The organism is Bradyrhizobium sp. DOA1, assembly GCF_001593325.1.
Lineage (GTDB): Bacteria > Pseudomonadota > Alphaproteobacteria > Rhizobiales > Xanthobacteraceae > Bradyrhizobium.
In genome coordinates this window covers 1,483,503-1,508,532 of the sequence record NZ_JXJM01000001.1, presented here as the reverse complement: position 1 = coordinate 1,508,532, position 25,030 = coordinate 1,483,503, and the positions used below count along the sequence as shown (strand labels likewise).

At 65.8% G+C, this 25,030-nt stretch carries 17 protein-coding genes; 6 read left to right on the top strand and 11 right to left on the bottom strand.

All coding sequences use genetic code 11. The features are described from left to right. Positions 1–151: 151 nt before the first annotated feature. Both SE91_RS06945 and SE91_RS06940 read left to right on the top strand, forming a co-directional pair. Positions 152–1,120: an NUDIX hydrolase gene (locus tag SE91_RS06945; RefSeq protein ID WP_061847051.1), complete on the top strand. Its 969-nt coding sequence runs from the start codon at positions 152–154 to the stop codon at positions 1,118–1,120. Positions 1,121–1,166: 46 nt separating this feature from the next. Beyond that, positions 1,167–3,866, top strand: a complete 2,700-nt coding sequence (locus tag SE91_RS06940) for a DUF2339 domain-containing protein (protein ID WP_061847050.1) — start codon at positions 1,167–1,169, stop codon at positions 3,864–3,866. Between the two features lie 4 nt (positions 3,867–3,870). Here SE91_RS06940 and SE91_RS06935 read toward each other — a convergent pair whose 3' ends face one another. The 6 genes from SE91_RS06935 to SE91_RS06910 all read right to left on the bottom strand — a co-directional run bounded on the left by SE91_RS06935 (position 3,871) and on the right by SE91_RS06910 (position 11,529). Then, positions 3,871–5,559 (bottom strand): methyl-accepting chemotaxis protein, encoded by a 1,689-nt coding sequence (locus tag SE91_RS06935; RefSeq protein WP_061847049.1) that lies wholly within the window; start codon positions 5,557–5,559, stop codon positions 3,871–3,873. A gap of 253 nt (positions 5,560–5,812) precedes the next feature. Further along, entirely contained in the window at positions 5,813–7,783 is a 1,971-nt protein-coding gene (locus SE91_RS06930; protein ID WP_061847048.1) for a methyl-accepting chemotaxis protein, read from the bottom strand. Between the two features lie 348 nt (positions 7,784–8,131). Continuing rightward, the gene (locus tag SE91_RS06925) at positions 8,132–8,368 is read right to left on the bottom strand and encodes a DUF6894 family protein (RefSeq protein ID WP_008562160.1); all 237 of its coding nucleotides are present in this window, start codon (positions 8,366–8,368) and stop codon (positions 8,132–8,134) included. A 164-nt stretch (positions 8,369–8,532) separates the two neighbouring features. Next, entirely contained in the window at positions 8,533–9,132 is a 600-nt protein-coding gene (locus SE91_RS06920; RefSeq protein ID WP_061847047.1) for a hypothetical protein, read from the bottom strand. A 115-nt stretch (positions 9,133–9,247) separates the two neighbouring features. Next, entirely contained in the window at positions 9,248–10,234 is a 987-nt protein-coding gene (gene acuI, locus SE91_RS06915) for an acrylyl-CoA reductase (NADPH) (protein WP_061847046.1), read from the bottom strand. Positions 10,235–10,275: 41 nt separating this feature from the next. Continuing rightward, positions 10,276–11,529, bottom strand: a complete 1,254-nt coding sequence (locus SE91_RS06910; RefSeq protein WP_061847045.1) for an MFS transporter — start codon at positions 11,527–11,529, stop codon at positions 10,276–10,278. Between the two features lie 335 nt (positions 11,530–11,864). Here SE91_RS06910 and nadA point away from each other — a divergent pair, with 335 nt between their 5' ends. The 3 genes from nadA to nadC all read left to right on the top strand — a co-directional run bounded on the left by nadA (position 11,865) and on the right by nadC (position 15,658). After that, positions 11,865–12,971 (top strand): quinolinate synthase NadA, encoded by a 1,107-nt coding sequence (nadA, locus tag SE91_RS06905; protein ID WP_061847044.1) that lies wholly within the window; start codon positions 11,865–11,867, stop codon positions 12,969–12,971. A 189-nt stretch (positions 12,972–13,160) separates the two neighbouring features. After that, positions 13,161–14,768, top strand: coding sequence for an L-aspartate oxidase (locus SE91_RS06900; protein ID WP_061847043.1), 1,608 nt, complete (start codon positions 13,161–13,163; stop codon positions 14,766–14,768). Positions 14,769–14,779: 11 nt separating this feature from the next. After that, positions 14,780–15,658 (top strand): carboxylating nicotinate-nucleotide diphosphorylase, encoded by an 879-nt coding sequence (nadC, locus tag SE91_RS06895; RefSeq protein WP_061847042.1) that lies wholly within the window; start codon positions 14,780–14,782, stop codon positions 15,656–15,658. 102 nt (positions 15,659–15,760) lie between these two features. Here nadC and SE91_RS06890 read toward each other — a convergent pair whose 3' ends face one another. From SE91_RS06890 to SE91_RS35100, 3 genes are all read right to left on the bottom strand, one after another. Then, a complete protein-coding gene (locus SE91_RS06890; protein ID WP_061847041.1) occupies positions 15,761–17,206 on the bottom strand; it encodes a cell wall hydrolase in 1,446 nt (481 codons plus the stop codon). Between the two features lie 506 nt (positions 17,207–17,712). Continuing rightward, the gene (gene ppdK, locus SE91_RS06885) at positions 17,713–20,652 is read right to left on the bottom strand and encodes a pyruvate, phosphate dikinase (protein ID WP_061847040.1); all 2,940 of its coding nucleotides are present in this window, start codon (positions 20,650–20,652) and stop codon (positions 17,713–17,715) included. Positions 20,653–20,750: 98 nt separating this feature from the next. Further along, positions 20,751–20,906: a DUF3096 domain-containing protein gene (locus SE91_RS35100; RefSeq protein ID WP_008562090.1), complete on the bottom strand. Its 156-nt coding sequence runs from the start codon at positions 20,904–20,906 to the stop codon at positions 20,751–20,753. 222 nt (positions 20,907–21,128) lie between these two features. Here SE91_RS35100 and SE91_RS06880 point away from each other — a divergent pair, with 222 nt between their 5' ends. Next, entirely contained in the window at positions 21,129–21,482 is a 354-nt protein-coding gene (locus SE91_RS06880; protein WP_061847039.1) for a DUF1236 domain-containing protein, read from the top strand. A gap of 276 nt (positions 21,483–21,758) precedes the next feature. Here the strand turns inward: SE91_RS06880 and glyS are convergent, their stop codons facing one another. Together glyS and SE91_RS06870 are read right to left on the bottom strand one after the other, a co-directional pair. Next, a complete protein-coding gene (gene glyS / locus SE91_RS06875) occupies positions 21,759–23,870 on the bottom strand; it encodes a glycine--tRNA ligase subunit beta (RefSeq protein ID WP_061847038.1) in 2,112 nt (703 codons plus the stop codon). Continuing rightward, positions 23,870–24,808 carry a glycine--tRNA ligase subunit alpha gene (locus SE91_RS06870; protein ID WP_061847037.1) on the bottom strand — a complete coding sequence of 313 codons (939 nt, stop codon included), beginning with the start codon at positions 24,806–24,808 and terminating at the stop codon, positions 23,870–23,872. The genes glyS and SE91_RS06870 overlap by 1 nt, the downstream gene beginning before the upstream one ends. Between the last annotated feature and the right edge of the window lie 222 nt (positions 24,809–25,030).

Below are 25,030 nucleotides of genomic sequence, written 5' to 3'. Positions count from 1 at the left end.
CCGCAACGGGACAGTCCCCTAGAGGAGAAAGCCCTCTCCCGGCGCTATGCGCCGACCTCTCCCGCAAGCGGGAGAGGTTGCAGCGAACCTGCGGAGAGCTCGCCGCAATCAACCGGCATATCTTTCTCGCAACATCCGCGATCATCATCGCATGAGCGAGACGCTGCTGACGCCGATCGAAATTGGCCTCACCGCCGCGATCGTCGCGATCGAGGACCACGAGCCGCTGATCCTCACCGCTCGCGGCAGTGACGGGCTTGCCGGCTTGCCGTTCGGCCCGTTCGATGCGCTGGCCCATCGCACCTTCGAGATCGGCCTGCGCGCCTGGGTCGAGGAGCAGACCGGGCTGCGTCTCGGCTACGTCGAGCAGCTCTACACGTTCGGCGATCGCGGCCGTCATGCCGAGGCCGGCGACACCGGCGCGCACATGGTCTCGATCGGCTATCTCGCGTTGACGCGTGCCGCCGGCGGCGAGCTCGCAGCGACCAGCGCCAGCTTCGAGCCATGGTACCGCTTCTTCCCCTGGGAGGACTGGCGCGAGCAGCCGTCGGACATCATCGCCCGCGACATCATTCCGGCGCTGACGAGATGGGCTGAGGAGGAGACGCCGGAGACGACGCGCGCGCTGCCGCGCAAGGATCGCGTGCGGTTCTATTTCGGTCTCGATGGTGCGCCCTGGGACGAGGAGCGCGTGCTCGACCGCTATGAGCTCCTGTACGAGGCGGGGCTGATCGAGGAGGCACGGCGCGATGGCCGCCCTGCGGCATTAGCGCGCAAGGCGCTTCCCGCGCTCGGGAGCTCGATGCGGTTCGACCACCGCCGGATTCTCGCCACGGCGATCGCGCGGCTGCGGGCAAAACTGAAGTATCGCCCTGTGGTGTTTGAACTTTTGCCCGCGAAATTCACACTCACCGAATTGCAGCATACGGTGGAGGCCATCTCCGGCCGGCACCTGCACAAACAGAATTTCCGCCGCCTCGTCGAAATGGAAGCCCTGGTCGAACCAACCGGGGTGATGTCGACACAGACCGGCGGACGCCCGGCAGCGCTCTATCGCTTCCGTCGGGACGTGCTCCAGGAGCGGCCCGCGCCGGGCTTGCGCGTGCGCTCCCGGCGCTAGACAAGGATTTCGCGACCGCCATGCCCGCCGGTCGCCTGGAGGCTTCATGTTCGACGGCCCGTTTGACGTCTTCGCGTTGATCATTGCGATCGCCGCCTTCTTCATCGCGATCAAGGCCTCAAGCCAGGCGGCCGAGCTGCGGCGGCGGCTGAGCTCGCTCGAAGAGATGGTATACGCGCAGCGGCCGGTGCAGCCGCCGCCCGTGCCTGCGTGGGTGCAGGCAGAGACGCCCGCACCAACGCCGACAGAGCCGCCGCCGCTGGCGCCCGACGCGGAGCCTGCGCCGGCCCCGTCCATCACCGAAGCTGCTGAGCCGCCGCTTGAGGGGAGCCCTGAAGCCGCACCACCGCCGCCACTGCCCGCGCCTGCCCCCGGCTTCGAGGAGCGGCTCGGCACGCGCTGGGTGGTGTGGATCGGCGGGCTTGCGCTCGCGCTCGGCGGCTTCTTCATGGTGCGCTATTCGATCGAGGCCGGCCTGCTCGGCCCCGGCGTGCGCGTGTTCCTCGGCGGCCTGTTCGCGCTGGCGCTGCTGGGTGCCGGCGAATGGACGCGCCGCAAGGAGAGCATCTCGACCATCCAGGCGCTGCCGATCGCCAACATCCCGGCGATCCTCACCGCGGCCGGAACGGCGGTGGCGTTCGCCACCATCTATGCCGCCTATGCGCTCTATGGCTTCCTCGTGCCTGCGACGGCCTTCGTGCTGCTCGGCATCGTCGCGATGGGAACGCTGGCCGCCGCACTTCTGCACGGACCGGCGCTCGCGGGCCTCGGCGTCGTCGGCGCGTTCGTGACGCCGATCCTCGTTTCCAGCGGCAAGCCGGACTATTGGGCACTCTATATCTATCTCGCCGTCGTCACCGCCGCGAGCTTCGGTCTCGCCCGCATCCGGTTGTGGCGCTGGCTCGCGGTGACCACGATCGCGGTCGCCGTGCTCTGGACCTTCCCCGGTCTCGACACCGAACAGGTGCAGGTCGCGCCGCACGCTTTCCATGTGATCGCCGGCTTCGTGCTGGCCGCGCTGCTCGTCGTTTGCGGCTTCATGTTCGGGCCGACGATCGAGGACGGCGAGATCGAGCCGGTGTCATCGAGCTCGCTCGCCGCCTATCTGTTCGGCGCGATGCTGATCGTGCTGTCGAGCGCACATGCCGATCTAGCGCTGATCGCCTTCGCGCTGCTGGTCGCCGGAACACTGTTCGTCGCCTGGCGCGCGCCGGCCGCGACCGGTGCGCTGGGCGCGGCCGGTGCAGCCGTCTTCATCGTGTTCGCCGAATGGGCGGTGCGCGCCAATCCCGACATGCTGGTGCTGCCGGGCGGCCCGATTGCCGGTGTCGGCCCGACGGCGATCGACGGTTCCGTAACGCTGCATCTGGTGACGGCTGCGGTCTTCGCTGCCGGCTTCGGCATTGCCGGCTTCCTGGCGCAGGGCCGGTCGAACTCGGCCGTCATTCCGGTGGTGTGGTCGACGGCAGCGGTCGCAACCCCGATCGCGATCCTGGTCGCGCTCTATGCGCGCATCGCCCATCTCGACCGTTCGATCCCGTTCGCGATCCTCGCCGTGCTGCTCGCTGCCGCCTTCGGCGCCGCGACCGAAGCCCTCTCGCGCCGCGACGATCGACCGGGGCTCGCCACCTCCATCGCACTGTTCGCCACGGGCACGCTCGGCGCGCTGGCGCTGGCGCTGACCTTTGCGCTGGAGAAAGGCTGGCTCACCATCGCGCTCGCGCTGATGTCGCTCGGCACGGCCTGGATCTCGTTGCAGCGGCCGATTCCTGTGCTGCGCCGGTTAGCTGCGATTTTCGCCGCGATCGTCACTGCGCGCATCGGCTACGATCCGCGCATCGTCGGCGATGCCGTCGGCACCACGCCGGTCTTCAACTGGCTGCTGTGGGGCTACGGCCTGCCGGCAGCATCGTTCTGGGGCGCGAGCATCTTCCTGCGCCGCCGCGCCGACGACGCGCCGCTGCGCGTGGTCGAGGCAGCGGCCATCCTGTTCACCGCGCTGCTCGCCTTCATGGAGATCCGCCACTTCGCGACCGGCGGCCGCATGACCGCGGCTCCCTCGCTGCTCGAATTCGCTCTGCAGGTTTGCATCACGCTGGCGATGGCGATCGGGCTGGAACGGCTGCGGCTGCGCAGCGGCAGCCTCGTGCACAATGTCGGCGCTGTCGCGCTCACGGCGATCGCCGGCGTCATCAGCGTGTTCGGCCTCCTGATCCTGGAGAACCCGTTGCTGTTCTCCGGCGTCAACGTCGGCGGTCTCGTGTTCAACCTGCTGCTGCTCGGCTATGCCCTGCCGGCCGTGCTGATGCTGCTGCTGTCCTATGCAGTGGCGGGACATCGCTCCGTCGCCTACGCCAACACGATCGCAGGTGGCGCACTGGTGTTCGCACTCAGCTATGTGACCCTGGAGATCCGCCGCTTCTATCACGGCCCGGTCCTGCTCTACGGCGGCACCACGGGCGCGGAGCAATACACCTATTCGATCGGCTGGCTCGCCTTCGGTGTGGTGCTGCTCGGCGTCGGCATCCTCGTCAATTCGGAGCGGGCGCGGCTCGCCTCCGCCGCGGTCATCGCGCTGACGATCCTGAAGGCCTTCGTCATCGACATGTCGACGCTGACAGGCGTCTATCGCGCGCTGTCGTTCATGTGCCTCGGCGTCGTGCTGGTGGCGATCGGCTGGCTCTACCAGCGCATCCTGTTCCGGCGGCAGGTCGCACCGCCGCCGGCGCCGCAGGCGAGCAGCTAAGGGATCAAGCCACGCGCACCGATTCCAGGAACTGCGCGACCTCGACCTTCAGGCGGGTGCTGTCGGTCGCGAGCGACTTCGCCGCCGACAACACTTCGACCGAGGCCTCACCGGTCTCGATCGCACCGCGCTGCACGTCGGTGATGTTCGCTGAGACCTCCTGCGTGCCGACCGAGGCCTGCTGCACGTTGCGAGAGATCTCCTGGGTGGCCGCACCCTGCTCCTCGACGGCGGCGGCAATCGCAGCGGACACTTCGGACAGCCGCTCGATGGTGCCGCCGATCTCCTGGATGGCGCTGACCGATTCCTGGGTGGCGGATTGGATGCCCGACACCTGCGCGCCGATCTCGCCCGTCGCCTTCGCGGTCTGCTCCGCCAGTGCCTTGACCTCGGACGCAACGACCGCAAAGCCGCGGCCGGCTTCGCCCGCGCGCGCGGCCTCGATAGTCGCGTTCAACGCCAGCAGGTTGGTCTGGCCTGCGATGGTGTTGATGAGCTCGACGACGTCGCCGATGCGCGCGGCGGCCTGCGACAGCGCGTTGACGCGCTCGTTGGTGCGCGCCGCCTGATCGACGGCTTCCGCGGCCATCCGTGCCGAGTCCTGAACGCGGCGGCTGATCTCGGTGATGGAGGAGGACAGTTCCTCCGAGGCGGAGGCCACGGCCTGGACGTTGGTGGAGGCTTCCTCGGAGGCCGCTGCAACGACGGTCGCAAGCTCCTGGCCGCGCTGCGCCGTATTGGTCAGCGTCGACGCCGATGCCTCGAGCTCGGTCGAGGCCGAAGAGACGGTGCCGACGACCTCACCGATCATGGCTTCGAACTTGCGGGTGATGGCATCGACGCGGCGGCCGCGCTCGATCTTGGCCTCGGCGTCGAGCCTGGCTGCCTCGTCGGCGGCCTTCTTGGCGATTAGCGCCTCCTTGAAGATCTGGAGCGCATCGGCCATCGCGCCGATCTCGGTCTTCTCGCCGCGATGCGGCACCTCGGCCAAGAGGTCGCCTTCGCCGAGCGATTGCATCGGACGGATGATCGAGGCAATGCCGCGAGAGACGTCGCGCACGAGATAATAGGCCGCGCCGATCGCGATCACGACGGCCGCGACGATGACGCCCACGAGCACGCGGAAGATCAAGGCGTAGCTGTCAGCCGCCTGCTTCGTCTCCAGTTCGGCGCCCTTGTTGTTGAGCTCGATGCCTCTCTGGAGCAGCGGATCGGCAGCCTGGGCCATCTTCGCCACCTTGGTCTGCAACATCTCGTTGGCGTCGGTCGGGAAGCGCCCGATGCTCTTGCGCGAGAGCGCCATGACCTCCTGCACGCCATTCAGGTACTCGGCCCACGCCTTGGTCCACTGCTCGTAGAGTGAGCGTTCCTCGGCAGCGTTGATCAGCGGTTCGTAGACCCCGCGAGACTTCTCGATGCGCTCGCGCAGGCCTGCTAGCCGCTTCTCGGCGGCCTCCTTGCCTTCGGCGGTGTCCTGCATCAGATGAAGACGCAGCGCGACGCGCAGTTCGTTGATGTCGGCGCGCATCGAGCCGAGAGCTCGCACGCTCGGCAGCCAGCTCTCCGCGATCTCGACGGTGTGGGCGTTGATGTTCTGCATCGTGCCGATCGCCATCACGCCGACTCCGGCGAGCGAGAGCACGAGGACCGACAGCACGGTCAGCAGCTTGAAAACGATCGACAACTTCGACATCACACAAATCCCGATGATACCGGCAACGCGCACGTCACCCGCGCCTCAGGCGTCATGACGGACGACCGGGCGGGGATCAGTTCAACAATGCTGGCTGGTTCTTATCCCGTAAGATTGCGCCGCATTGTCGCAAGCAGTCGTTAACACGATCCTACGTAAAACTACGGGACACCGCCGGGCAGTCACCATTTCTGCAACCAGCCGCACAGATCTCGGCCCCGTGTGATGGTTTGCAGTAACGACGCAACCAGCGTCACGCCGCTCGCACGGACTCCAGGAAACGCGTCACCTCGCTCTTCAGCCGGTTGCTCTCCTGCGACAGAGACCGTGCGGCCGAATGTACCTGCGCCGAAGCCGCTCCAGTCTCGCCGGCACCACGCTGGACCTGACCGATGTTCTCCGATACCTCCGAGGTGCCATGCGCAGCATTTTGGATGTTGCGGGAGATCTCCTGGGTCGCCGCGCCCTGCTCCTCCACCGCAGCGGCGATGGTCGAGGAGATTTCGGACATGCGCGCGATGGTGTCGCCGATCTCCTTGATCGCACCGACGGAGTCCTCCGTCGCAGCCTGGATTGCGCCGATGTGCTGGCCGATCTCGCCGGTCGCCTTCGCAGTCTGCTCGGCAAGTGCCTTCACTTCCGTGGCCACGACGGCAAAGCCCTTGCCCGCCTCGCCTGCCCGGGCCGCCTCGATCGTGGCATTCAGCGCCAGCAGATTGGTCTGGGCGGCGATGGTATTGATCAGACTGACTACGTCGCCGATGCGGCCGGCCGCTTTCGTCAGCTCGGCGATCCGCGCATTGGTGCGCTGCGCCTGGTCCACGGCAACGTCGGCGACTCGCGCCGATTCTTGCACCTGACGGCTGATCTCGGAGATCGAGGAGGTCATCTCCTCGCTCGCCGCAGACACCGACTGCACGTTGGCAGAGGCCTCCTCCGAGGCCGCTGCCACAGTCGTGGCAAGCCCGTTGCCGCGCTCGGCCGCCTGCGTCAACGTGTTGGAAGACGCCTCAAGCTCGGTTGCCGCCGACGACACGGTCTCGACGATCTCACCGACCGTGCCCTCGAAGGCGTCGGCGAGCCGCCGCATGTCCGCCTTGCGTTGTTCGCGCCCGCGTGCGTCGGCCTCCGCCTGCTCGGCACGCAGCCGCTCGGCGTCCGCCATGTTGGTTCTGAATACCTCGACCGCGCCGGCCATCTCGCCGATCTCGTCGCGGCGTCCGACACCGGGAACGGATATCGAAAGCTCGCCGCGCGCCAGCCGCGTCATGGCCCCTACCATGGCGCCGAGCGCCTTCGAGATCGAGCGGCCGAGCACGAAGCCGATCACGGCGAGCGCGACAAGGGTGACGCCGAAGGCAACGGCCATCCACAAGCGCACGGCCTCGCGGGTCGCCGCTTCAGCGGCGTCGGCCTGTCTGTACATGGCATCGACCGCGGTCCGCACCTCGACCATCATGGGCTCGAGATCGCGAAACGTCTTCATCATGCTGGCATCGAGTGCGGCACTTTGCTGCGCGGTCTCGGCCCAAGCCGCGAACTCGGACTGGTACTTCTGGAGCTTGGACGTGACGTCGTGCATCACCGCCGTCGGGACGGCCACGACCTCGATCGCCTTGGAGAATTCAACTCCGGCCTTCTTCACCTCGGCGACGTATTTGGGATCGCGCCGCAGCATGAAGTCCTTCTCGTGCCGGCGCATCATCAGCATCCAGCTCGTCGTCCGGGGATCGTCGATCTCCTTCAGCTTGACCTCGATGTCGTGCACCGCGGTGCGGAGCGAACCGGAGAGGCCGAGCGTCTCGTTCAACCCGAGCCTGGTCTCGGCCGTCACCTGTGCACCGAAGTCCGCGGCGTAGCGTTTGAACCCGGCGTGGGCCTGATTCATCTTGTCGGACAACGCACGCATGCCGCCGGCCGCCGTTAGCCGCTCCATTTCCTCGAAATCGCGGTTGATTTGCCCCATCAGTTCGCCATGCGCCTTGGCGTAGCTCTCGTTCCGCCGCTGCTGGAAATTCTTCTCGTTGCGGCGCGCTTCCAGCATCTCGATCGAGAGCTGCTTGTTGAGATCGGCGATCGCGCGGGCACGGTTGGCAATTTCGCGGGACGCATCCTGGGAGAGGCTGCCGATCTCATAGATCGCGCCGAAGGCGGCAAGACCGACGAGGCCGAAAAGTCCGATCGCCATGACCTTATGGGTGAGGCGAATGGAAATGCCGCTCATGAATGTGCTCCAACGATGAAGACGCAATACGCGTAGGACGACTCAGCGCCCGGACAATTGCGGAGATCATGCCTACATCGCTTTTCCGGAAGGTTAACCCTGCGCGAATCTGTCGCGGCACGGCAGTACGGATGCGCGCTGCCGCGGCGCCATCACGCGCGTCGGTTGCAGACCTTCTGTTGAGAAACGCCACGGTCGGGCCGCGGGACACCGGCCAACCCTCGACCTTCAGTCGATCGCTGTCGCCAGAAACATCTGCGCGGGGACAGCACCTGCGAGGACGCCCAGCCCCCGTCTCTATCTCGTGCGCTGCACAAGTCGATCACAAGCAGCGATGGAGGCCTCGTTCTACCGCATCACGGTTTCTCCCACGAGGCTGATACAGAAGACCGGCTTCTTGTTTTCGTCGAGCAGCTCCATGCGCCACTCGCCATTCGGCTTCAGGCCGCGGGCGATGCTGCCGAGCAGATTGGCGCAGACCTCGGTCATTTCGGTCCAGGCCGCTGCGCGGTCCTCGAACTCGTAGGGCTGATCGGCGGCGCCGGAATAACGGCCGGTGCTGATGCGAAAGAAGTACAGCGACATCGTTGAACCCTTGCGTAGGGCCGCGTCCCCCGGCCGTTCGCAAACTGGGACGCGAACAGCTACCAACGCATGAAAGCCGCCGTCCGTATGACTACGGCGCGGCAGCTTCGTGCCTGATCGATGCTTTCAACGAAAACGAGTGTATGGAGAGTCCCGCAGCCAACTCACTGCGTCGAGCGGCGCAGCTCCAGCGGGGCCTCGGTCTTCGCAGGTTCCGATTTGGCTTCGGACTTCACCGGCTCCAGACGACCACTCTCGACGCGCGGCGTCTCGACCCGCGCGGCAACTTCGGTGTGGGGTGCGGCGATCGAACCAGTACGCTCCGGGCTGCGCAGCGAGCGCGGCCGCGCGGCGGCGCGCGCCATCAGCATCTGATTGCCGCCCTGATGGCGGAAGTCGCAATAGGCGAAGCCCATGCCGGAAACCGAGCCGCGGAAGCTGCGATCATCGGTCTTTTCCAGGTTGAAACAGGGCTCGAACGGAATTCCCTTGATCGAGGCGCAGACGTTCTGGCCGCGGATCTGGAGCGTATTGCCGGGCAGGCGGAGATGCTTGACCGGGCCTGCACCCGAGAACTGCACAGCGCCGGCGGCGCCGAGGTCGTCGAGGATGCGGCCTGCACCACGGGTGCCGTCGAAACAGGTGAAGGCGAATACCTTGCCGGCGACGAAGCGGCGCGCCTCGTCGGCGTTCATGCTTCCAGCAATGGCCGGCGCAAACATCGCCGTCGCCGTGACAGCCCCCAACACAATACGCGCAAGCATGCTCAACTCCGAACCAACCCCAGCAGCGGGCGATGCCTTATTTTCCTTTACCCGCTGCTTACCATACTAACCAAGGCAACATTGGAGCAGCTTGGTTGGTAAAGTCTGAACGCCGTTAGACAATTTTTACCACGACGCGGCCGCGGACTTCGCCGGCCAGGATTTTTGCGCCCCAGTCAGGCGCCTCGGACAGAGAAATTTCCTTAGTGATTTCAGCTAGTTTTGTCCGATCCAGATCGGACGCCAGACGCTGCCAGGCGGCTTTCCGCGGCTCGATCGGGCACATCACCGAATCGATGCCGAGAAGGCACACTCCGCGCAAAATGAACGGTGCGACCGATGACGGCAGGTCCATGCCGGCCGCAAGGCCGCAGGCCGCGATCGCTCCACCGTATTTCGTCATCGACAGGAGATTGGCAAGCGTGGTCGAGCCGACGCTGTCGACGCCACCCGCCCAGCGCTCCTTGGCCAGGGGCTTTGCCGGCGCCGACAATTCATTACGGTCGATCACCTCGGCCGCACCGAGGTGCTTCAGGTAGTCGGCCTCCGCGGGGCGGCCGGTCGAGGCGATGACGTGATAGCCGAGCTTCGACAGCACCGCGGTCGCAACCGAGCCGACGCCGCCGGCGGCGCCCGTCACCACGACCGGGCCGCTTTTCGGCGAGATACCGTGTTTCTCCAGCGCCAGCACCGAGAGCATCGCGGTGAACCCGGCGGTACCGATCGCCATGGCGTCGCGCGCCGACAGGCCCTGCGGCAGCGCGACCAGCCAATCGCCCTTCACCCGCGCCTTCTCAGCATAGGCGCCGAGATGGGTCTCGCCCATGCCCCAGCCGGTGCAGACCACCTTGTCGCCCGCCTTCCATTGCGGGTGCGAGGACGCTTCGACCGTGCCGGCGAAATCGATGCCCGCGATCATCGGGAAGCGGCGCACCACCGGCGCCTTGCCGGTCAGCGCGAGGCCATCCTTGTAGTTCAGCGTCGACCATTCCACGTGCACGGTGACGTCGCCGTCCATCAGTTCGGCTTCGTCGAACTGCGTCAGCTGCGCGGTGGTGCCCTTGTCCGCCTTGTCGATCCTGACAGCCTTGAATGTGCCCACGACTGAACTCCCTGACTTGTTTGTCAGGGATGTTTAGCCGATCAGGCAGGCTGCGCAACCGCTCGCTGAACCGGTTTCTCCACGATCGGAAGATTGATCAGCGCGGAGAGCACACCGAACAGGATCGAGAGCCACCAGATCGGCGTGTAGGAACCGAAACGTTCGAACACGATGCCGCCCAGCCAGACCCCGAGGAAGCCGCCGATCTGATGGCTGACGAAGGCAAAGCCGTAGAGCGTGGCAAGCCAGCGCGTGCCGAACATCAGCGCCACCAGCGCCGAGGTCGGCGGCACCGTCGACAACCAGGTGAGGCCCGAGACCGCACCGAATGCGATCGCCGAGAACGGCGTGATCGGAAACGAGATGAAGGCGAGCGTTGCGAGAGCGCGCGTGAAGTAGATGGTGGAGAGGATGTAGCGCTTGGGCAGCGAATTCTGGAGATAGCCGACGCTGAGCGAGCCCACGATGTTGAACAGGCCGATCGCCGCGATCACCCAGCCGCCGGTTTGCGCCGTGATGCCGTTATCGACCAGGAAGGCCGGCAGATGCACGGTGACGAAAGCGAGCTGAAAGCCGCAGGTGAAGAAGCCGAGCACCAGGAGCACGTAGGAGCGGTGGCCGAAGGCCTCCGCGAGCGCCCTCGTGATGGTCTGCTCATCCGCGGGCGCCGTGTTGGTCGTAGCTGCGACCGGCGGCGTCGACAATGCCAGCGACAGTGGGATGATCAGCAGCATCAGGAAGCCGAACACGGAGAGCGCCTGTTGCCAGCCAAAATTGTCGATCAGCGCGACACCGATCGGTGCAAACAGGAATTGGCCGAACGATCCCGCCGCAGTGCCGGCGCCGAGCGCGAGGCCCCGCTTCTCCGCAGGCAGAAGCTTGCTGAATGCCGACAGCACCAGGTTGAACGAGCAGCCGGCAAGACCGAAGCCGATCATGACGCCGGCGCCGATGTCGAGTGACAGCGGTGTCGAGGAGTAGCGCATCAAGATCAGGCCGCCGGCGTAAAGCAGAGCGCCAACGCACATCACGCGAAACAGGCCGAATCGATCGGCGACAGCACCCGCGACGGGCTGGCCGAGGCCCCACAACAGGTTCTGCACGGCAATCGCGAGACCGAACACGTCGCGGCCCCAGGCGAACTCATGGCTCATCGGCTGCACGAAGAAGCCCAGCGCCGAGCGCGGGCCGAAGCCGAGCATGCCGATCGCACAGCCGCAGAGGATAATGACAGCCGGGGTGCGCCAGTTAGAGGCACGTGAGGCCTGACCGAGTTCGCCTACCTGTGTCGACATGTTTTCCTCGCCTGTCCCGGAACGGCAAATCAACAGCCGCTGGACAGCCGTTTAATGCATCTGCATGAAAATCCCAAGCCGAAAACGTTTGCATTCCACGAAGGGCTGCCGCGGGAGCATTGCGTTTCCTGCGTCCCCCTGCCTGAGGCGTGTCCGATCATTTGACGGGAATGTGTGCGGCAGCGCCTGGCGCATCTTCGAAAAGGGTGTTATCTTCGATTTACTCAAACTGAGCATATTAGAGCCACGACGACATCCTGCTCCGGCCTCCTGGCCGGATTACTCAGGCTCTATATATGCTCTTATTGAGCATAACTAAGTGTAAGGAGGCTGCGATGCCAATCACCGCAATCTACGGCCCCGACGATTTCGCCGAACGGCCGCACGGCCAAACCATCAGCCGCCCTAGCACCGGGCCCGCCCGGCCTGGACTCCGCCTGCCGATGCCCGCGCTGGAATGGACACCCGAAGTCGAGCGCGCCACGGCGCCCCTCTACGAACGCGTGAAGCACGTGATCCCCCCGATCGAATGGCCGCTGATGGCACCGACGATCAAGGCCATCAACGAGCTGAAGCATGCGCGGAAAGCCGTGATCCTCGCGCACAATTACCAGGCGCCGGAGATCTTTCATTGCGTTGCCGACATCGGCGGCGACTCGCTCCAGCTCGCGGTCGAAGCCACCAAGGTGAAGGCCGAGATCATCGTGCAGTGCGGCGTGCACTTCATGGCGGAGACCTCGAAGCTGCTCAATCCGGACAAGACCGTACTGATCCCGGATTCGCGGGCCGGCTGCTCCCTCGCCGCCAGCATCACCGGCGCCGACGTGCGCCTGCTCCGCGAGAAATTTCCCGGCGTGCCTGTCGTCGCCTATGTCAATACTTCGGCGGAGGTGAAGGCCGAGGTCGACATCTGCTGCACCTCGTCGAACGCGGTGCAGGTGGTCGAGAGCCTGAACGCGCCCAGCGTGATCTTCCTGCCCGACCGCTATCTCGCCACTTACGTCGCGTCCAAGACCGACGTGAAGATCATCGCCTGGAAAGGCGCCTGCGAGGTGCACGAGCGCTTCACCGGCGACGAGCTGCGCGGCCTTCGCGAAGCCGATCCCGCCGTGCAGATCATCGCGCATCCCGAATGCCCGCCGGACGTGCTGGCGGAAGCCGACTTCACCGGCTCGACCGCGCACATGATCAACTGGGTGCGCAACAAGCGGCCGCGGCGGCTGGTGATGATCACGGAATGCTCAATGGCCGACAATGTCCGGGCCGAGCTGCCCGATGTGGAGATGCTGCGCCCCTGCAATCTCTGCCCGCACATGAAACGCATCACGCTCGCCAACATCCTGGAGAGCCTGCTGACGCTCCGCGAGGAAGTGACCATCGATCCCGCGCTCGCGAGCCGCGCGCGCCAATCGGTCGAGCGGATGATCAACCTGAAGAACTGAGTACGAAGCGCAGCAACGACCACAGCTGTCGTCCCGGACAAGCGCAGCGAAGCGGAGCGAAGATCCGGGACCCATAACCACAGGCAGATGTTTGGCGATGACTCGTGGTGATGAGCTCGCGTCGCAACTACTCCCTGGGATTATGGATCCCGCCTTCGCGGGGACGACTGCGTAGCAAGAGGAAATATCATGGCCAACAATATCCACGACCTCACCCGCAGCACCGACCACGTCGTCATCGTCGGCGCGGGCCTCGCCGGGCTGTTCTGCGCGCTGAAGCTGGCGCCGCGGCCGGTGACGCTGATCTCGGCCGCGCCGCTCGGACAGGGCGCATCATCGGCCTGGGCGCAAGGCGGCATCGCGGCGGCGATGGCCGAAGGCGACAGCCCCGAAGCGCATGCGGCGGATACCGTCGCGGTCGGCGGCGGCCTCGTCAACGAAGCGGTCGCGCTCGGCATCGCACGTGAGGCCGGGCCGCGGATTTATGATCTGCTCGCCTACGGCGTGCCTTTCGACCGCGACCTCGAAGGCAGGCTCGCCATGGGGCGCGAGGCGGCGCACTCGGCGCGACGCATCGTGCATGTGCGCGGCGACGGCGCGGGCGCCGCGATCATCGCGGCGTTGAGCGAGGCCGTGCGCCGCACGCCGTCGATCCGCATCATCGAAGGTCTCGCCGCCGAAGCGTTGTTGACCGAGGATGGCGCGGTCACCGGTCTTCAGCTGCGCGATGCCGACAATCCCACCGCACGGCCGATCCTCCTCGCCTCGGGCGCGATCGTGCTCGCCACCGGCGGCCTCGGGCATCTCTATGCCGTCACCACCAATCCGCGCGAGGCCGGCGGCTCGGGCCTTGCGATCGCCGCACGCGCCGGCGCCGTGATCGCCGATCCCGAATTCGTGCAGTTCCACCCCACCGCCATCATGGCCGGGCGTGATCCCGCGCCCCTTGCAACGGAGGCACTACGCGGCGAAGGCGCGACGCTGATCAACGGCCGCGGCGAGCGCTTCATGACAGCACGCCATCCGCTTGCCGAGCTCGCGCCGCGCGACATCGTCGCCCGCGGCGTGTTCGCGGAGATTGCGGCCGGGCGAGGCGCGTTCCTCGATGCGCGGCAGGCGCTGGGCGCGCGCTTCGCCCAGAGATTTCCGACCGTGCATGCGAGCTGCATTGCAGCCGGCATCGATCCCGTCAGCCAGGCCATCCCGATCGCGCCGGCCGCGCACTACCATATGGGGGGCGTTGCCGTGGACGCCCGCGGCCGCAGCTCGATCGACGGGCTCTGGGCGGCGGGCAAAGTGTCCTGCACCGGCGCGCATGGCGCCAACCGGCTCGCCTCCAATTCGCTGCTGGAAGCCGTGGTCTATGCCGCGCGCATTGCCGAGGACATCGCCGGCTGTGCCGTCCCCTCGCTTGCCCGGCTTCCCGACGCGTTGGTGACGTCGCACGGCGCCGCACCGGATGCTGCGGCCGTGAAACGGCTCCGGACGATGATGAGTGCACGGGTCGGCGTGATCCGCGACGACGATGGCCTGACCGATGCCGTCCGCAGCTTCGCCGCCCTCGAGCGCGAGGCTGCGAGCATCGCGCTGCGCAACATGGCAGCGGCTGCGCTGCTCGTGACCGCCGCGGCCTGGATCCGGCGTGAGAGCCGCGGCGCGCATTTCCGTTTGGATCACCCGGCTGAACTCCCTGCCCTGGCGCAGCGAACGATGACCACGCTCGCCGCTATGCGCGAGGCCGCCGACGGCCTCGCCGATCGCTCAACACCGCGCATCGCGCAACCCCTGATGGCCTGACGGAGTTCTCCATGATCACCGCAATCTCACTGCTCTATCCCGACGCCTTCCTCTCCCCGCTCGCGGTCGACGCGGCCGTGCAGCGCGCACTCGACGAAGATCTCGGGCGTGCCGGCGACGTCACCTCGCTGGCGACGATTCCGGAAGCAACGACGGCGCAGGCGATCCTGGTCGCGCGGCAGTCCGGCGTCATCGCCGGCTTGCCGCTGGCGCTGGCGACGTTGCAAAAGCTCTCGTCCGACATTGAGGTGCGCGCGCATGTCCGCGACGCCGCACGGGTGGCCCGCGGGCAGCATGTGCTGACGATCTCAGGGCCCGCGCGCGCCATTCTCACGGCGGAGCGGACAGCGCTGAATTTCGTCGGCCGCCTGTCGGGCGTTGCGACGCTCACGGCCGACTACGTCGCGCGCACCGAAGGCACGCGGATGCGCATTTGCTGCACTCGGAAGACGACCCCGGGCCTGCGGGCGCTGGAGAAATATGCCGTGCGCTGCGGCGGCGGCTTCAATCACCGCTTCGGCCTCGACGATGCGATCCTGATCAAGGACAACCACATCGTGGTCGCCGGCGGCATCCGCCCGGTGCTGGAGCGCGCCCGCGCCCATGCCGGCCATCTCGTCAAGATCGAGATCGAGGTGGACACGCTGGCGCAGCTGCGCGAGGTGCTCGCCACCGGAATGGCCGACGCGGTGCTGCTCGACAACATGGACCTCGCCACGCTGCGTGAGGCCGTGAGGCTCAACGAGGGGCGGCTCGAGTTGGAGGCATCCGGCGGCGTCACGCTGGACTCGATCGCGGCCATTGCGGCGACCGGTGTCGACTACGCCTCCGCCGGCGCGCTGACGCATTCGGCGCCGAACTTCGACTGTGCGCTCGATATCGAAGCGTAAGGGAACTTCTCTCGTCATGGCCGGGCTTGTCCCGGCCATCCACGGATTGCCATGCGCTGCGAAGAACGCGGATGCCCGGGACGAGCCCGGGCATGACGATCACTACCGCCGCTCGCCCATTTCCGCGGAGCTCTTGGCTTCCTGCGCGAGCTCGGCGGAGAGCGCCGCGGTCTGTGCGGGCGTGCCCCAGGCCGGCGCCTCGCTGCCGTCGCCCCATTTGCGCGGGCGATAGAAGGTGTGCACGCCGGTCTTGTACATCTTCTTCATCTCGGCGACCCAGGACGGGCGCACCCAATAGGCATGGTAATGCGTGGACTTGCCGACCTCGGGCAGCCAGATCTGGCCGTCGAGCATGGCCTTCGAAATCTTCTTCGCGCGCTCCCACATCTCGGGCTCGCGGATCACGTCGGTGTTGTTGTCGCAGGCGAAGGTGAACTGGCAGGCGAGATGGCGGTGCTTGTTCTGATAGACCGCGCCGCACACGGTGTCGGGATATTTGCCGGAGAACACGCGGTTCATCACCACTTGCGCCACCGCGATCTGGCCGCGCACGGCTTCGCCGCGGGCCTCGAAATAAACGGCTTCGGCAAGGCACTTCTCGGACTTGGCGCGCGACTTGTCGTCGAGCGCGAGCCGCTCCGCCGGCGACTTGGTGCGCTGGTTGTCGGCGTTGACCTCGCCCTTCGGCGCGACGCTCTCGCCGCTCTCGATGTCCTTGGCGATTGCCGCCGTCGGCGGCGCCAGCGAGGCCGTCACCTTCATGTCGGGATCAGGCGTCACGATCAGCGGCTCGGCCCCGGGCTGCCAGCTCTCGATGCTTTCGAGATTGCCGCCGAGCGAGGAGCTGCCGAAGAACAGGTTCGACGTCTTGACGCTGAAGGGATCGCGTGCGGGCGCGGCCGGCGCGGTGGCCCGCTTCAGCGCTTCCAGCGGCTGCACCGCGAACGCGCGCGCGGCATCGCTCGCCTGCGGCGCATTGGAGTATTGCGGCAGCGGCGGCGCGCGGAGCGCTTCCTGGAGCTCGGGATCGAGCGCGGCTGCGGTTTCCGGCGACATCGCTTGCGGCAACGCCGCGGTCTTGGCACCGAACACCGAACTGTTCGACGTCGCGGGATCTTCCTGCGCGGGCGCTGACGGCGCAGCCGTGTCGGGAGACGTTGTCGGCGCCGCGATCGCGAGGCGATCACCCTTCATCGAACGGTCGACCTTGGGAAAATCGGCAGCTTGGTAGCGGGGCGGCGCCTGCAGCGCCGGATTGCGGCTGATCGCGCCGGTGACGTCGCGGCCATCGATGCTCGCGAGACGAACCATCGCGCTCTGCGGAACGGAAGTGCCAATGGGCCGGGAGAAGCTGTAAGTTGCCAGCTGAATGGAGGACGCGGCGGAAAAGACCTGCTTCTGCCACCGCTCGGCGACGCCGGGTTGGCGTGCCAAGAGCGAGGCAATGTCCTGATAGCCGGTCTCTCTCGGCATCAATGCGAAGATGCAGAGACCGATGCCGAAGGACGCGAACCGCGCGCCCTTCGGATGGTTACGCAACACTGACATCGTTACGCTCACGCTACGCTTACGCCAGAAAGACCGAACGTCAGTACATCCGTGCAATTCGATCTTGATCGTAAGTATCTAATTTAGGTTGCCGGGGCGTTAATCCGCGTTGCGCACACGGCACACTCAAGCGAACACAGGTGTTTTCACGGGGAGATCGCGCGTGTTGGTAAATGCCACGCGAGGCAAAGCGGTAAACAACCGGTCAACGCGAATGGTGAAGGAACTCTTGACGGAACGTGTCATTACGGGACGCGTGGGGTTTCCGCTGTTTTACCGTTTCACAAGGCGCCTCCGCAGCTGTCATGCTCCGCGAAGGCGGGGCATCCAGTACGCCGCGGCCTCTCGAGTAGATCACTCCTGTCTCGGAGTACTGGATCGCCCGGTCAAGCCGGGCGATGACACCGAGTGTCGCGCGCTCGCAATGACGTTTGGTGAGAGCGTTGCGCAAACAAAAGAGGCGGGGTTTGGCCCCGCCTCTTTCGCATTCACATGATGCGTTTCGCTTACGCCTGGCTCGCGACGGCCTTGCCGAGCGCGGCCTGGGCGGCGGCGAGGCGGGCGATCGGCACGCGGTAGGGCGAGCACGAGACGTAGTCGAGGCCGATCTGGTGGCAGAAGGCGACCGAAGCGGGATCGCCGCCGTGCTCGCCGCAGATGCCGACCTTGAGCTGCGGGCGCGTCTTGCGGCCGCGCGCGACGCCGATCTTGACGAGCTCGCCGACGCCTTCCTGATCGAGCGCGATGAAGGGATCGACCGAGAGGATGCCCTTCGCAACGTAGGGACCGAGGAAGCTCGCCGCGTCGTCGCGGCTGATACCGTAGGTGGTCTGCGTCAGGTCGTTGGTGCCGAACGAGAAGAACTCGGCCGACTGCGCGATCTCGGCCGCGAGCAGGCAGGCGCGCGGCAACTCGATCATGGTGCCAACCTGATAGGCGAGCTTGGTGTTGGTGTCGCGCATCACCGCCTGCGCGGTGGCATCGATCCGCGCCTTGACGAGGTCGAGCTCGGCCTTGGTCGCGATCAGCGGCACCATCACCTCGAGGCCGACGGCCTTGCCGGTGCGCTTCTGCGCCTCGACCGCAGCCTCGAAGATCGCGCGGGCCTGCATCTCTGCGATCTCGGGATATGCGATCGCGATGCGACAGCCGCGGAAGCCGAGCATCGGATTGAACTCCGAGAGCTCGCGCGCACGGTCGGCGAGGCGCCGCGGGTCGGTGTTCATGGCGCGCGCCACTTCCTCGACCTCGGCATGGGTGTGCGGCAGGAACTCGTGCAGCGGCGGGTCGAGCAAGCGGATCGTGACGGGCAGGCCCTTCATGATCTCGAACAGCTCGACGAAATCGGCGCGCTGCATCGGCAGCAGCTTGGCGAGCGCCGCGCGGCGCGACTGCTCGTCCTCGGAGAGGATCATCTCGCGCACCGTGCGGATGCGGGTCTCCTCGAAGAACATGTGCTCGGTGCGGCAGAGGCCGATGCCTTCCGCGCCGAACTTGATCGCGGTGCGCGCATCATCGGGCGTGTCGCCGTTGACGCGGACGCCGATCTTGCGGACCTGGTCGGCCCAGGTCATGAGCGTGCCGAACTCGCCGGACAGCTCCGGCTCGATCATGGGCATGCGACCAGCCAGCACCTGGCCGAGCGAGCCGTCGATAGTGATCACGTCACCGGTCTTGAAGGTGCGCGAGCCGATGCTCATGGTGCCGCGGCCGTAGTCGACCCGGATGGTGCCGCAGCCGGAGACGCAGGGCTTGCCCATGCCGCGCGCGACTACCGCAGCGTGCGAGGTCATGCCGCCGCGCGTGGTCAGGATGCCCTCGGCGGCATGCATGCCGTGGATGTCTTCCGGGCTGGTCTCGATGCGGACCAGAATGACCTTGCGTCCGTCGCCCTGGAGCTTGGCCGCTTCGTCCGAGGAGAACACGATCTCGCCGGAGGCGGCACCCGGCGAAGCCGGCAGGCCGGTCGCGATGACGTCGCGCTTGGCATTGGGATCGATGGTCGGATGCAGCAGCTGGTCGAGCGAGGCCGGATCGATGCGGGTGACCGCTTCCTTCTTCGAGATCAGGCCTTCATTGGCGAGCTCGACCGCGATGCGGAGCGCGGCCTTGGCGGTGCGCTTGCCGCCGCGGGTCTGCAGCATCCAGAGTTTGCCGCGCTCGACGGTGAACTCCATGTCCTGCATGTCGCGGTAGTGCTTTTCGAGCTGCGTGTAGATTCGCGTCAGCTCCTTGAAGGCCTCCGGCATCGCCGATTCCATCGACGCCTTGTCGGAGCCCGACTCCTTGCGTGCATCCTCGGTGATGTCCTGCGGCGTGCGGATGCCCGCCACCACGTCCTCGCCTTGGGCGTTGATCAGGAACTCGCCGTAGAGCTTGCTCTCGCCGGTGGAGGGATTGCGCGTGAAGGCAACGCCGGTGGCCGAGGTCTCGCCCATGTTGCCGAACACCATGGCCTGCACGTTGACCGCGGTGCCCCAGGATTCCGGAATGTCGTGCAGCTTGCGGTAGGTCACCGCGCGCGCATTCATCCAGGACGAAAACACCGCGCCGATCGCGCCCCAGAGCTGGTCGTGCGGATCCTGCGGGAATTCCTTGCCGATCTCGCGCGCGACCGCGTCCTTGTACTTGCCGACCAGTTCGACCCAGTCGTCGGCCGACAAGTCAGTATCGAGCGTGTAGCCCTGGCTGTCCTTGAAGGTGTCGAGGATCTCCTCGAAGTGATGATGCTCGAAGCCGAGCACCACGTCGGAATACATGGTGATGAAGCGGCGGTAGCTGTCATAGGCGAAGCGGCGGTCGCCCGACAATTCGGCCAGGGCTTCCACGGTCTGGTCGTTGAGGCCGAGATTGAGCACGGTGTCCATCATGCCCGGCATCGAGGCGCGCGCGCCGGAACGCACGGAGACGAGCAGCGGGTTCGTGGTGTCGCCGAACACCTTGCCGGTCAATTTGCCGACATGGTCCAGCGCCTTCTCGACCTGCGACTGCAACTCCTTGGGGTAGGACTTGTCATGTGCGTAGAAGTAAGTGCAGACCGAGGTCGGGATGGTGAAGCCGGGAGGCACAGGCAGACCGAGATTAGCCATCTCGGCGAGGTTGGCGCCCTTGCCGCCGAGCAGGTCGCGCATCTCCGAGCGGCCCTCGGCCTTGCCGTCGCCGAACGTGTAGACCCATTTGCCGGCCTTAGCAGCGGCCGGCGCGGCCTTGGCGGGCGCAGCCTTCTTCGGCGCGGGCTTCGCAGCGACCTTTGGCGCAGCCGCCTTGGTCACGGCCTTCGCCGCCGGCTTGGCGGCGGGCTTTGCAGCAGGCTTGGCAACCGGCTTCGGCGCGCTCTTGGCCAGCGCCTTGCGGGCCGGCGGCGCAGCTTTAGCGGCGGCCGAGGACTTTGATTTCACTGGCATTTTCGCTGGGATTTTCTTCGGCTTCGAGGCGGCTTTGGCCATAGCTTGCACACAACCTGCGAGAGGAATGGGAAATCGCGGGCCTTACACCATTTTGGGCGGGCCCGCGCAAGACGGACAGTTCCGAAAAGTGAAACCGCCTAGAAGCGGAGCCACTTCAGGAGCCCGAGCCCGATCGCGCCATTCACGATGAGGAAGATCGCGACGATCAGGTTAAGCAGCCGCGGCATGATCAGGATGAGCACGCCCGCAATCAACGACAGGATCGGCGAAATGTGGGCGACGGTGATGTGCATGAATTATCTTTCTGTGAGTGAGACGAATCGCTGTCGGATCATAGCGATCCCGGTTCCGCGAGTGGAGACGCGCAAGGCCGATGCGGGTTCCCGGCCCCACGAAAACTGCCCGAAATTGCCGCTGATGCGGCAGGGCGTTTGCCGGAACATTGCGTAGTCGCATGCATTGGCAAGCGATCGCGCCATTGGCGCATCCGAAAAATCACGTCGAAGGAGTTGTCCATGCGGAACAGGATTCTTGCTCTTGCAGCGCTCGCGGCCGCGATCGGCTCGCCTCTTGCGGCGCAGGCGCAAAGCGGTGTGACCGTCGGACGCGCGCCCGCCGTGGTCGACAGTGAGCCGACCATTGCGGCCGATCAGCGGCTGGCCTTCCGCGATTATGTCGTCGAACAACGTGTGCCGGCCTTCCGTGTCCCGGATCGCGTGGTGGTCGGCGCCACCTTACCCGAGGTCGGCGTCACTTATTATGACGTGCCGCAACGCTTCGGCGCCACGACCTATCGCTACACCGTCGTGAACGGCGAGACGGTGCTGGTCGAGCCGCGCTCTCGCCGCATCGTGGAGGTGATCGACTGAGAGAGACCAACTGAGATCGACTAGATGTCCGGCGCGTCACGTCAGGCTGGCGCGAGCAGTATAGAAACGGACATCAGGCCCCGCCCGGTTCTCCCCACGCCGGGCGGGGCTTTTTTTGTGGCGTTACTCTCGTGTCCCGGGCAAGCGAAGCGCGACCCGGGACCCAGAAGCCCCGCGCACGCGGCCAATATGGGCCCCGGCTCTGCAGCGCGTCACGCGGCGAAGAGGCGGCGCACTGCGCTGCGTCCGGGGCACGAGAGCCGCAATACCCGCGCCTCAATCCTGGATCTTCGAGAAATCCGCCACCGCACGCGTGGCGCTGCGGATTTCGTTCAGCAGCTTCAGCCGGTTCTCGCGCACCTTCGCATCATCGTCGTTGACGCGAACCTTGTCGAAGAACGCATCGACCGGCGGACGCAGCTTTGCCATCGCGCTCATGGCGGCGGCGAAGTCTTCCTTGGCGACGGCGGCGCTTGCTTCCGCCTTCACCTCGCCGATCGCCTTCGCCAACGCCTTCTCCTCAGCCAGACTGTAGAGCGCAGCATCCGGCGCGCCGTCGAAGCTACGCTTGTCCTTCTTCTCCTCGATCGAGAGGATGTTGCTGGCACGCTTGGTGCCGGCGAGCAGGTTCTTGCCGTCGTCAGTATCGAGGAATTTACCGAGCGCCTCGACGCGTCGGACGATCATGAGGAGATCGTCCTGGCCGCCGAGCGCGAACACGGCATCGACGAGATCGTGCCGCGCGCCCTGCTCGCGGAGCTGGACTTTTAGGCGATCGGCAAAGAAGGCGAGCAGATCGCTCGGAAGTTTCTGCGCATCGGCCGTCTTCACAGATAAGCCGGAGAGAGCGGACGCAGCCACCTTCATGAGCGATAAACGCAACGTATTTTCGGCGATCAACCTGATCGCGCCCAAAGCCGCGCGGCGCAGCGCATAAGGATCCTTGCTGCCCGTTGGCTTCTCGTCGATGGCCCAGAAACCCACAAGTGTATCGAGCTTGTCGGCGAGCGCGACGGCGACGCTGACCGGATCGGTCGGCACGCGGTCCGCGGGACCTTGCGGCTTGTAATGCTCCTCGCAGGCGGCGGCGACGGAGGCATCCTCGCCCTGCGCCAGCGCGTAATACTTGCCCATGAGGCCCTGCACCTCCGGGAATTCGCCGACGACTTCAGTCAGCAGATCCGCCTTTGCAAGTTGCGCAGCACGTTTGGCCTTCGCGACATCTGCGCCAACCAGCGGCGCGATCTCCGCGGCAAGCCGCTCAATGCGCTTGATGCGTTCCGCTTGCGTGCCGAGCTTCTCGTGGAACACGATCTGCTCGAATTTCGGCAGCCGATCCTCGAGCTTGGTCTTCAGATCCGTCTCGTAGAAGAACTTCGCATCGCTCAGCCGCGCGCGGATCACGCGCTCGTTGCCGGCGATGATGGTGCTGCCGCCGTCGGTCGCCTCGATGTTGGCGACCAGGATGAACTTGTTGGCGAGCTTGCCCGTCTTGTCAGTGCTCTTGGGATCGCTGACGACGAAGCATTTCTGGTTGTTGCGGATGGTGGCGCGGATCACTTCGGCGGGGGTCGCCAAAAACTCCGGCTCGAACGAGCCCATCAACACGACCGGCCATTCGACGAGGCCGGCGACCTCGTCGAGCACGTTCGGATCCTCGACGAGCTCGTATCCTTGCGCGAACGCAAGCTGCTTGGCGTCGGCGAGGATCGTATTCTTGCGTCGCTCCGGATCGAGCACGACTTTGGCGGCGAGCAGCTTCGCCTCGTAATCCTCGAAGCGGCGCACCTGGATGGGCGCCGGCGCCAGGAAGCGATGGCCGTACGTGGTCTGGCCCGCCTCGATCCCGTCCACCTCGAACTTCACGACATCGGGCTCTTCGGTCTCGGGGCCGAAGGTCGCGGTGATCGCGTGCAGCGGACGCACCCAGTTCAGCGAGCCCGGTTTGCCGGAGCGCGCGCCCCAGCGCATCGATTTCGGCCAGGGGAAGGTGCGGATGATCACGGGCAGGATTTCCGCGAGCACGTCGATGGCGTCGCGGCCGGGCTTCTCGATCAAGCCGATGTAGAAGTCACCTTTGGGGTCGCGCTGAATTTTCGCTTCATCCAGCGACTTCAGACCCGTCGCCTTCAGGAAGCCCTGCACGGCCGCATCGGGCGCGCCGACCTTAGGCCCGCGTCGTTCGGTTTTCAGGTCCGGTTGACGCGCGGGAATGCCGTGCACGGTCAGCGCAAGGCGGCGCGGCGTCGCGAACGCCTTTGCGCCTTCATAGACGAGGCCCTCGGCGACCAGCTTGTCCGTGACCATGCGGCGCAGATCGTCGGCCGCCTTCCCTTGCATGCGCGCGGGGATTTCTTCGGAGAACAGTTCAAGCAAAAGATCGGGCATCAGGCCGCTCCGCCCGCTTCAGTATGGATCCAGGCTTCGCCGCAGGCTTTTGCCAATTCGCGCACACGCAGAATGTAGCTCTGCCGCTCGGTCACGGAGATCACGCCGCGCGCATCGAGCAGGTTGAAGACGTGGCTCGCCTTGATGCACTGGTCATAGGCCGGCAGCGCCATCAGATGCTGCTTCTTGTTGCCGCCTTCGCGCCAGCCGGCGTCGAGATATTTCCGGCAGGCCGTCTCGGCCATCTTGAACTGCTCGAACAGCATCGCGGTGTCGGCATACTCGAAATTGTGCCGGGAATATTCCTGCTCCGCTTGCAGGAAGACGTCGCCATAGGTGACCTTCTGATCACCATCGCGGCCATTGAAGTTGAGGTCGTAGACGCGGTCGACGCCCTGCACATACATCGCGAGCCGCTCCAGCCCGTAGGTGAGCTCGCCGGCGACCGGTGCGCATTCGAAGCCCGCGACCTGCTGGAAATAGGTGAACTGGCTGACTTCCATGCCATCGCACCAGCACTCCCAACCGAGGCCCCAGGCACCCAGCGTCGGGCTTTCCCAATCGTCCTCGACGAAGCGGATGTCGTGCACGGCGGAATCGATGCCGATCGCGGCGAGCGACTTCAGGTACAGCTCCTGAAGGTTCGGTGGCGACGGCTTCATGATGACCTGGAACTGGTAATAGTGCTGCATCCGGTTCGGATTCTCGCCGTAGCGGCCGTCCTTGGGCCGGCGCGAGGGCTGAACATAGGCCGCATTCCAGGGCTTCGGCCCGAGCGCGCGCAGTGTGGTCGCCGGATGGAAGGTGCCCGCGCCCATCTCCATGTCGTAGGGCTGCAGGATCACGCAGCCCTGCTCGGCCCAGAACCGCTGGAGCGCGAGGATGAAGCCCTGGAACGACCGTTCCGGGCGCATATGGGCGGGCAAGGAGGCGTCCATCGTCAGATCGGGCTCTCGCGGGGGGTTGAATCGCGCGGGACCGTATCGACGGCAGGGATGGGAATCAAGGCGAAGGGGCGGATTCGGGCCAATCAGCCCATCGTCCCGGGAGGTGTCGTAGGGTGGGCAAAGGCGGACTTGCGCCGTGCCCACCATCTTTCAATCCGATGCTGCTCGTGGGCACGCTTCGCTTTGCCACCTTACGGCAGCGGTTGTGCAGCG

What these genes read in the sequence shown, in the direction of transcription:
- SE91_RS06945 (WP_061847051.1), top strand. Translation starts at nt 152, where the DNA reads ATGAGCGAGACGCTGCTGACGCCGATCGAAATTGGCCTCACCGCCGCG.
- SE91_RS06940 (WP_061847050.1), top strand. Translation starts at nt 1,167, where the DNA reads ATGTTCGACGGCCCGTTTGACGTCTTCGCGTTGATCATTGCGATCGCC.
- SE91_RS06935 (WP_061847049.1), bottom strand. Translation starts at nt 5,559, where the DNA reads ATGTCGAAGTTGTCGATCGTTTTCAAGCTGCTGACCGTGCTGTCGGTC.
- SE91_RS06930 (WP_061847048.1), bottom strand. Translation starts at nt 7,783, where the DNA reads ATGAGCGGCATTTCCATTCGCCTCACCCATAAGGTCATGGCGATCGGA.
- SE91_RS06925 (WP_008562160.1), bottom strand. Translation starts at nt 8,368, where the DNA reads ATGTCGCTGTACTTCTTTCGCATCAGCACCGGCCGTTATTCCGGCGCC.
- SE91_RS06920 (WP_061847047.1), bottom strand. Translation starts at nt 9,132, where the DNA reads ATGCTTGCGCGTATTGTGTTGGGGGCTGTCACGGCGACGGCGATGTTT.
- SE91_RS06910 (WP_061847045.1), bottom strand. Translation starts at nt 11,529, where the DNA reads ATGTCGACACAGGTAGGCGAACTCGGTCAGGCCTCACGTGCCTCTAAC.
- nadA (WP_061847044.1), top strand. Translation starts at nt 11,865, where the DNA reads ATGCCAATCACCGCAATCTACGGCCCCGACGATTTCGCCGAACGGCCG.
- SE91_RS06900 (WP_061847043.1), top strand. Translation starts at nt 13,161, where the DNA reads ATGGCCAACAATATCCACGACCTCACCCGCAGCACCGACCACGTCGTC.
- nadC (WP_061847042.1), top strand. Translation starts at nt 14,780, where the DNA reads ATGATCACCGCAATCTCACTGCTCTATCCCGACGCCTTCCTCTCCCCG.
- SE91_RS06890 (WP_061847041.1), bottom strand. Translation starts at nt 17,206, where the DNA reads ATGTCAGTGTTGCGTAACCATCCGAAGGGCGCGCGGTTCGCGTCCTTC.
- ppdK (WP_061847040.1), bottom strand. Translation starts at nt 20,652, where the DNA reads ATGGCCAAAGCCGCCTCGAAGCCGAAGAAAATCCCAGCGAAAATGCCA.
- SE91_RS35100 (WP_008562090.1), bottom strand. Translation starts at nt 20,906, where the DNA reads ATGCACATCACCGTCGCCCACATTTCGCCGATCCTGTCGTTGATTGCG.
- SE91_RS06880 (WP_061847039.1), top strand. Translation starts at nt 21,129, where the DNA reads ATGCGGAACAGGATTCTTGCTCTTGCAGCGCTCGCGGCCGCGATCGGC.
- glyS (WP_061847038.1), bottom strand. Translation starts at nt 23,870, where the DNA reads ATGCCCGATCTTTTGCTTGAACTGTTCTCCGAAGAAATCCCCGCGCGC.
- SE91_RS06870 (WP_061847037.1), bottom strand. Translation starts at nt 24,808, where the DNA reads ATGGACGCCTCCTTGCCCGCCCATATGCGCCCGGAACGGTCGTTCCAG.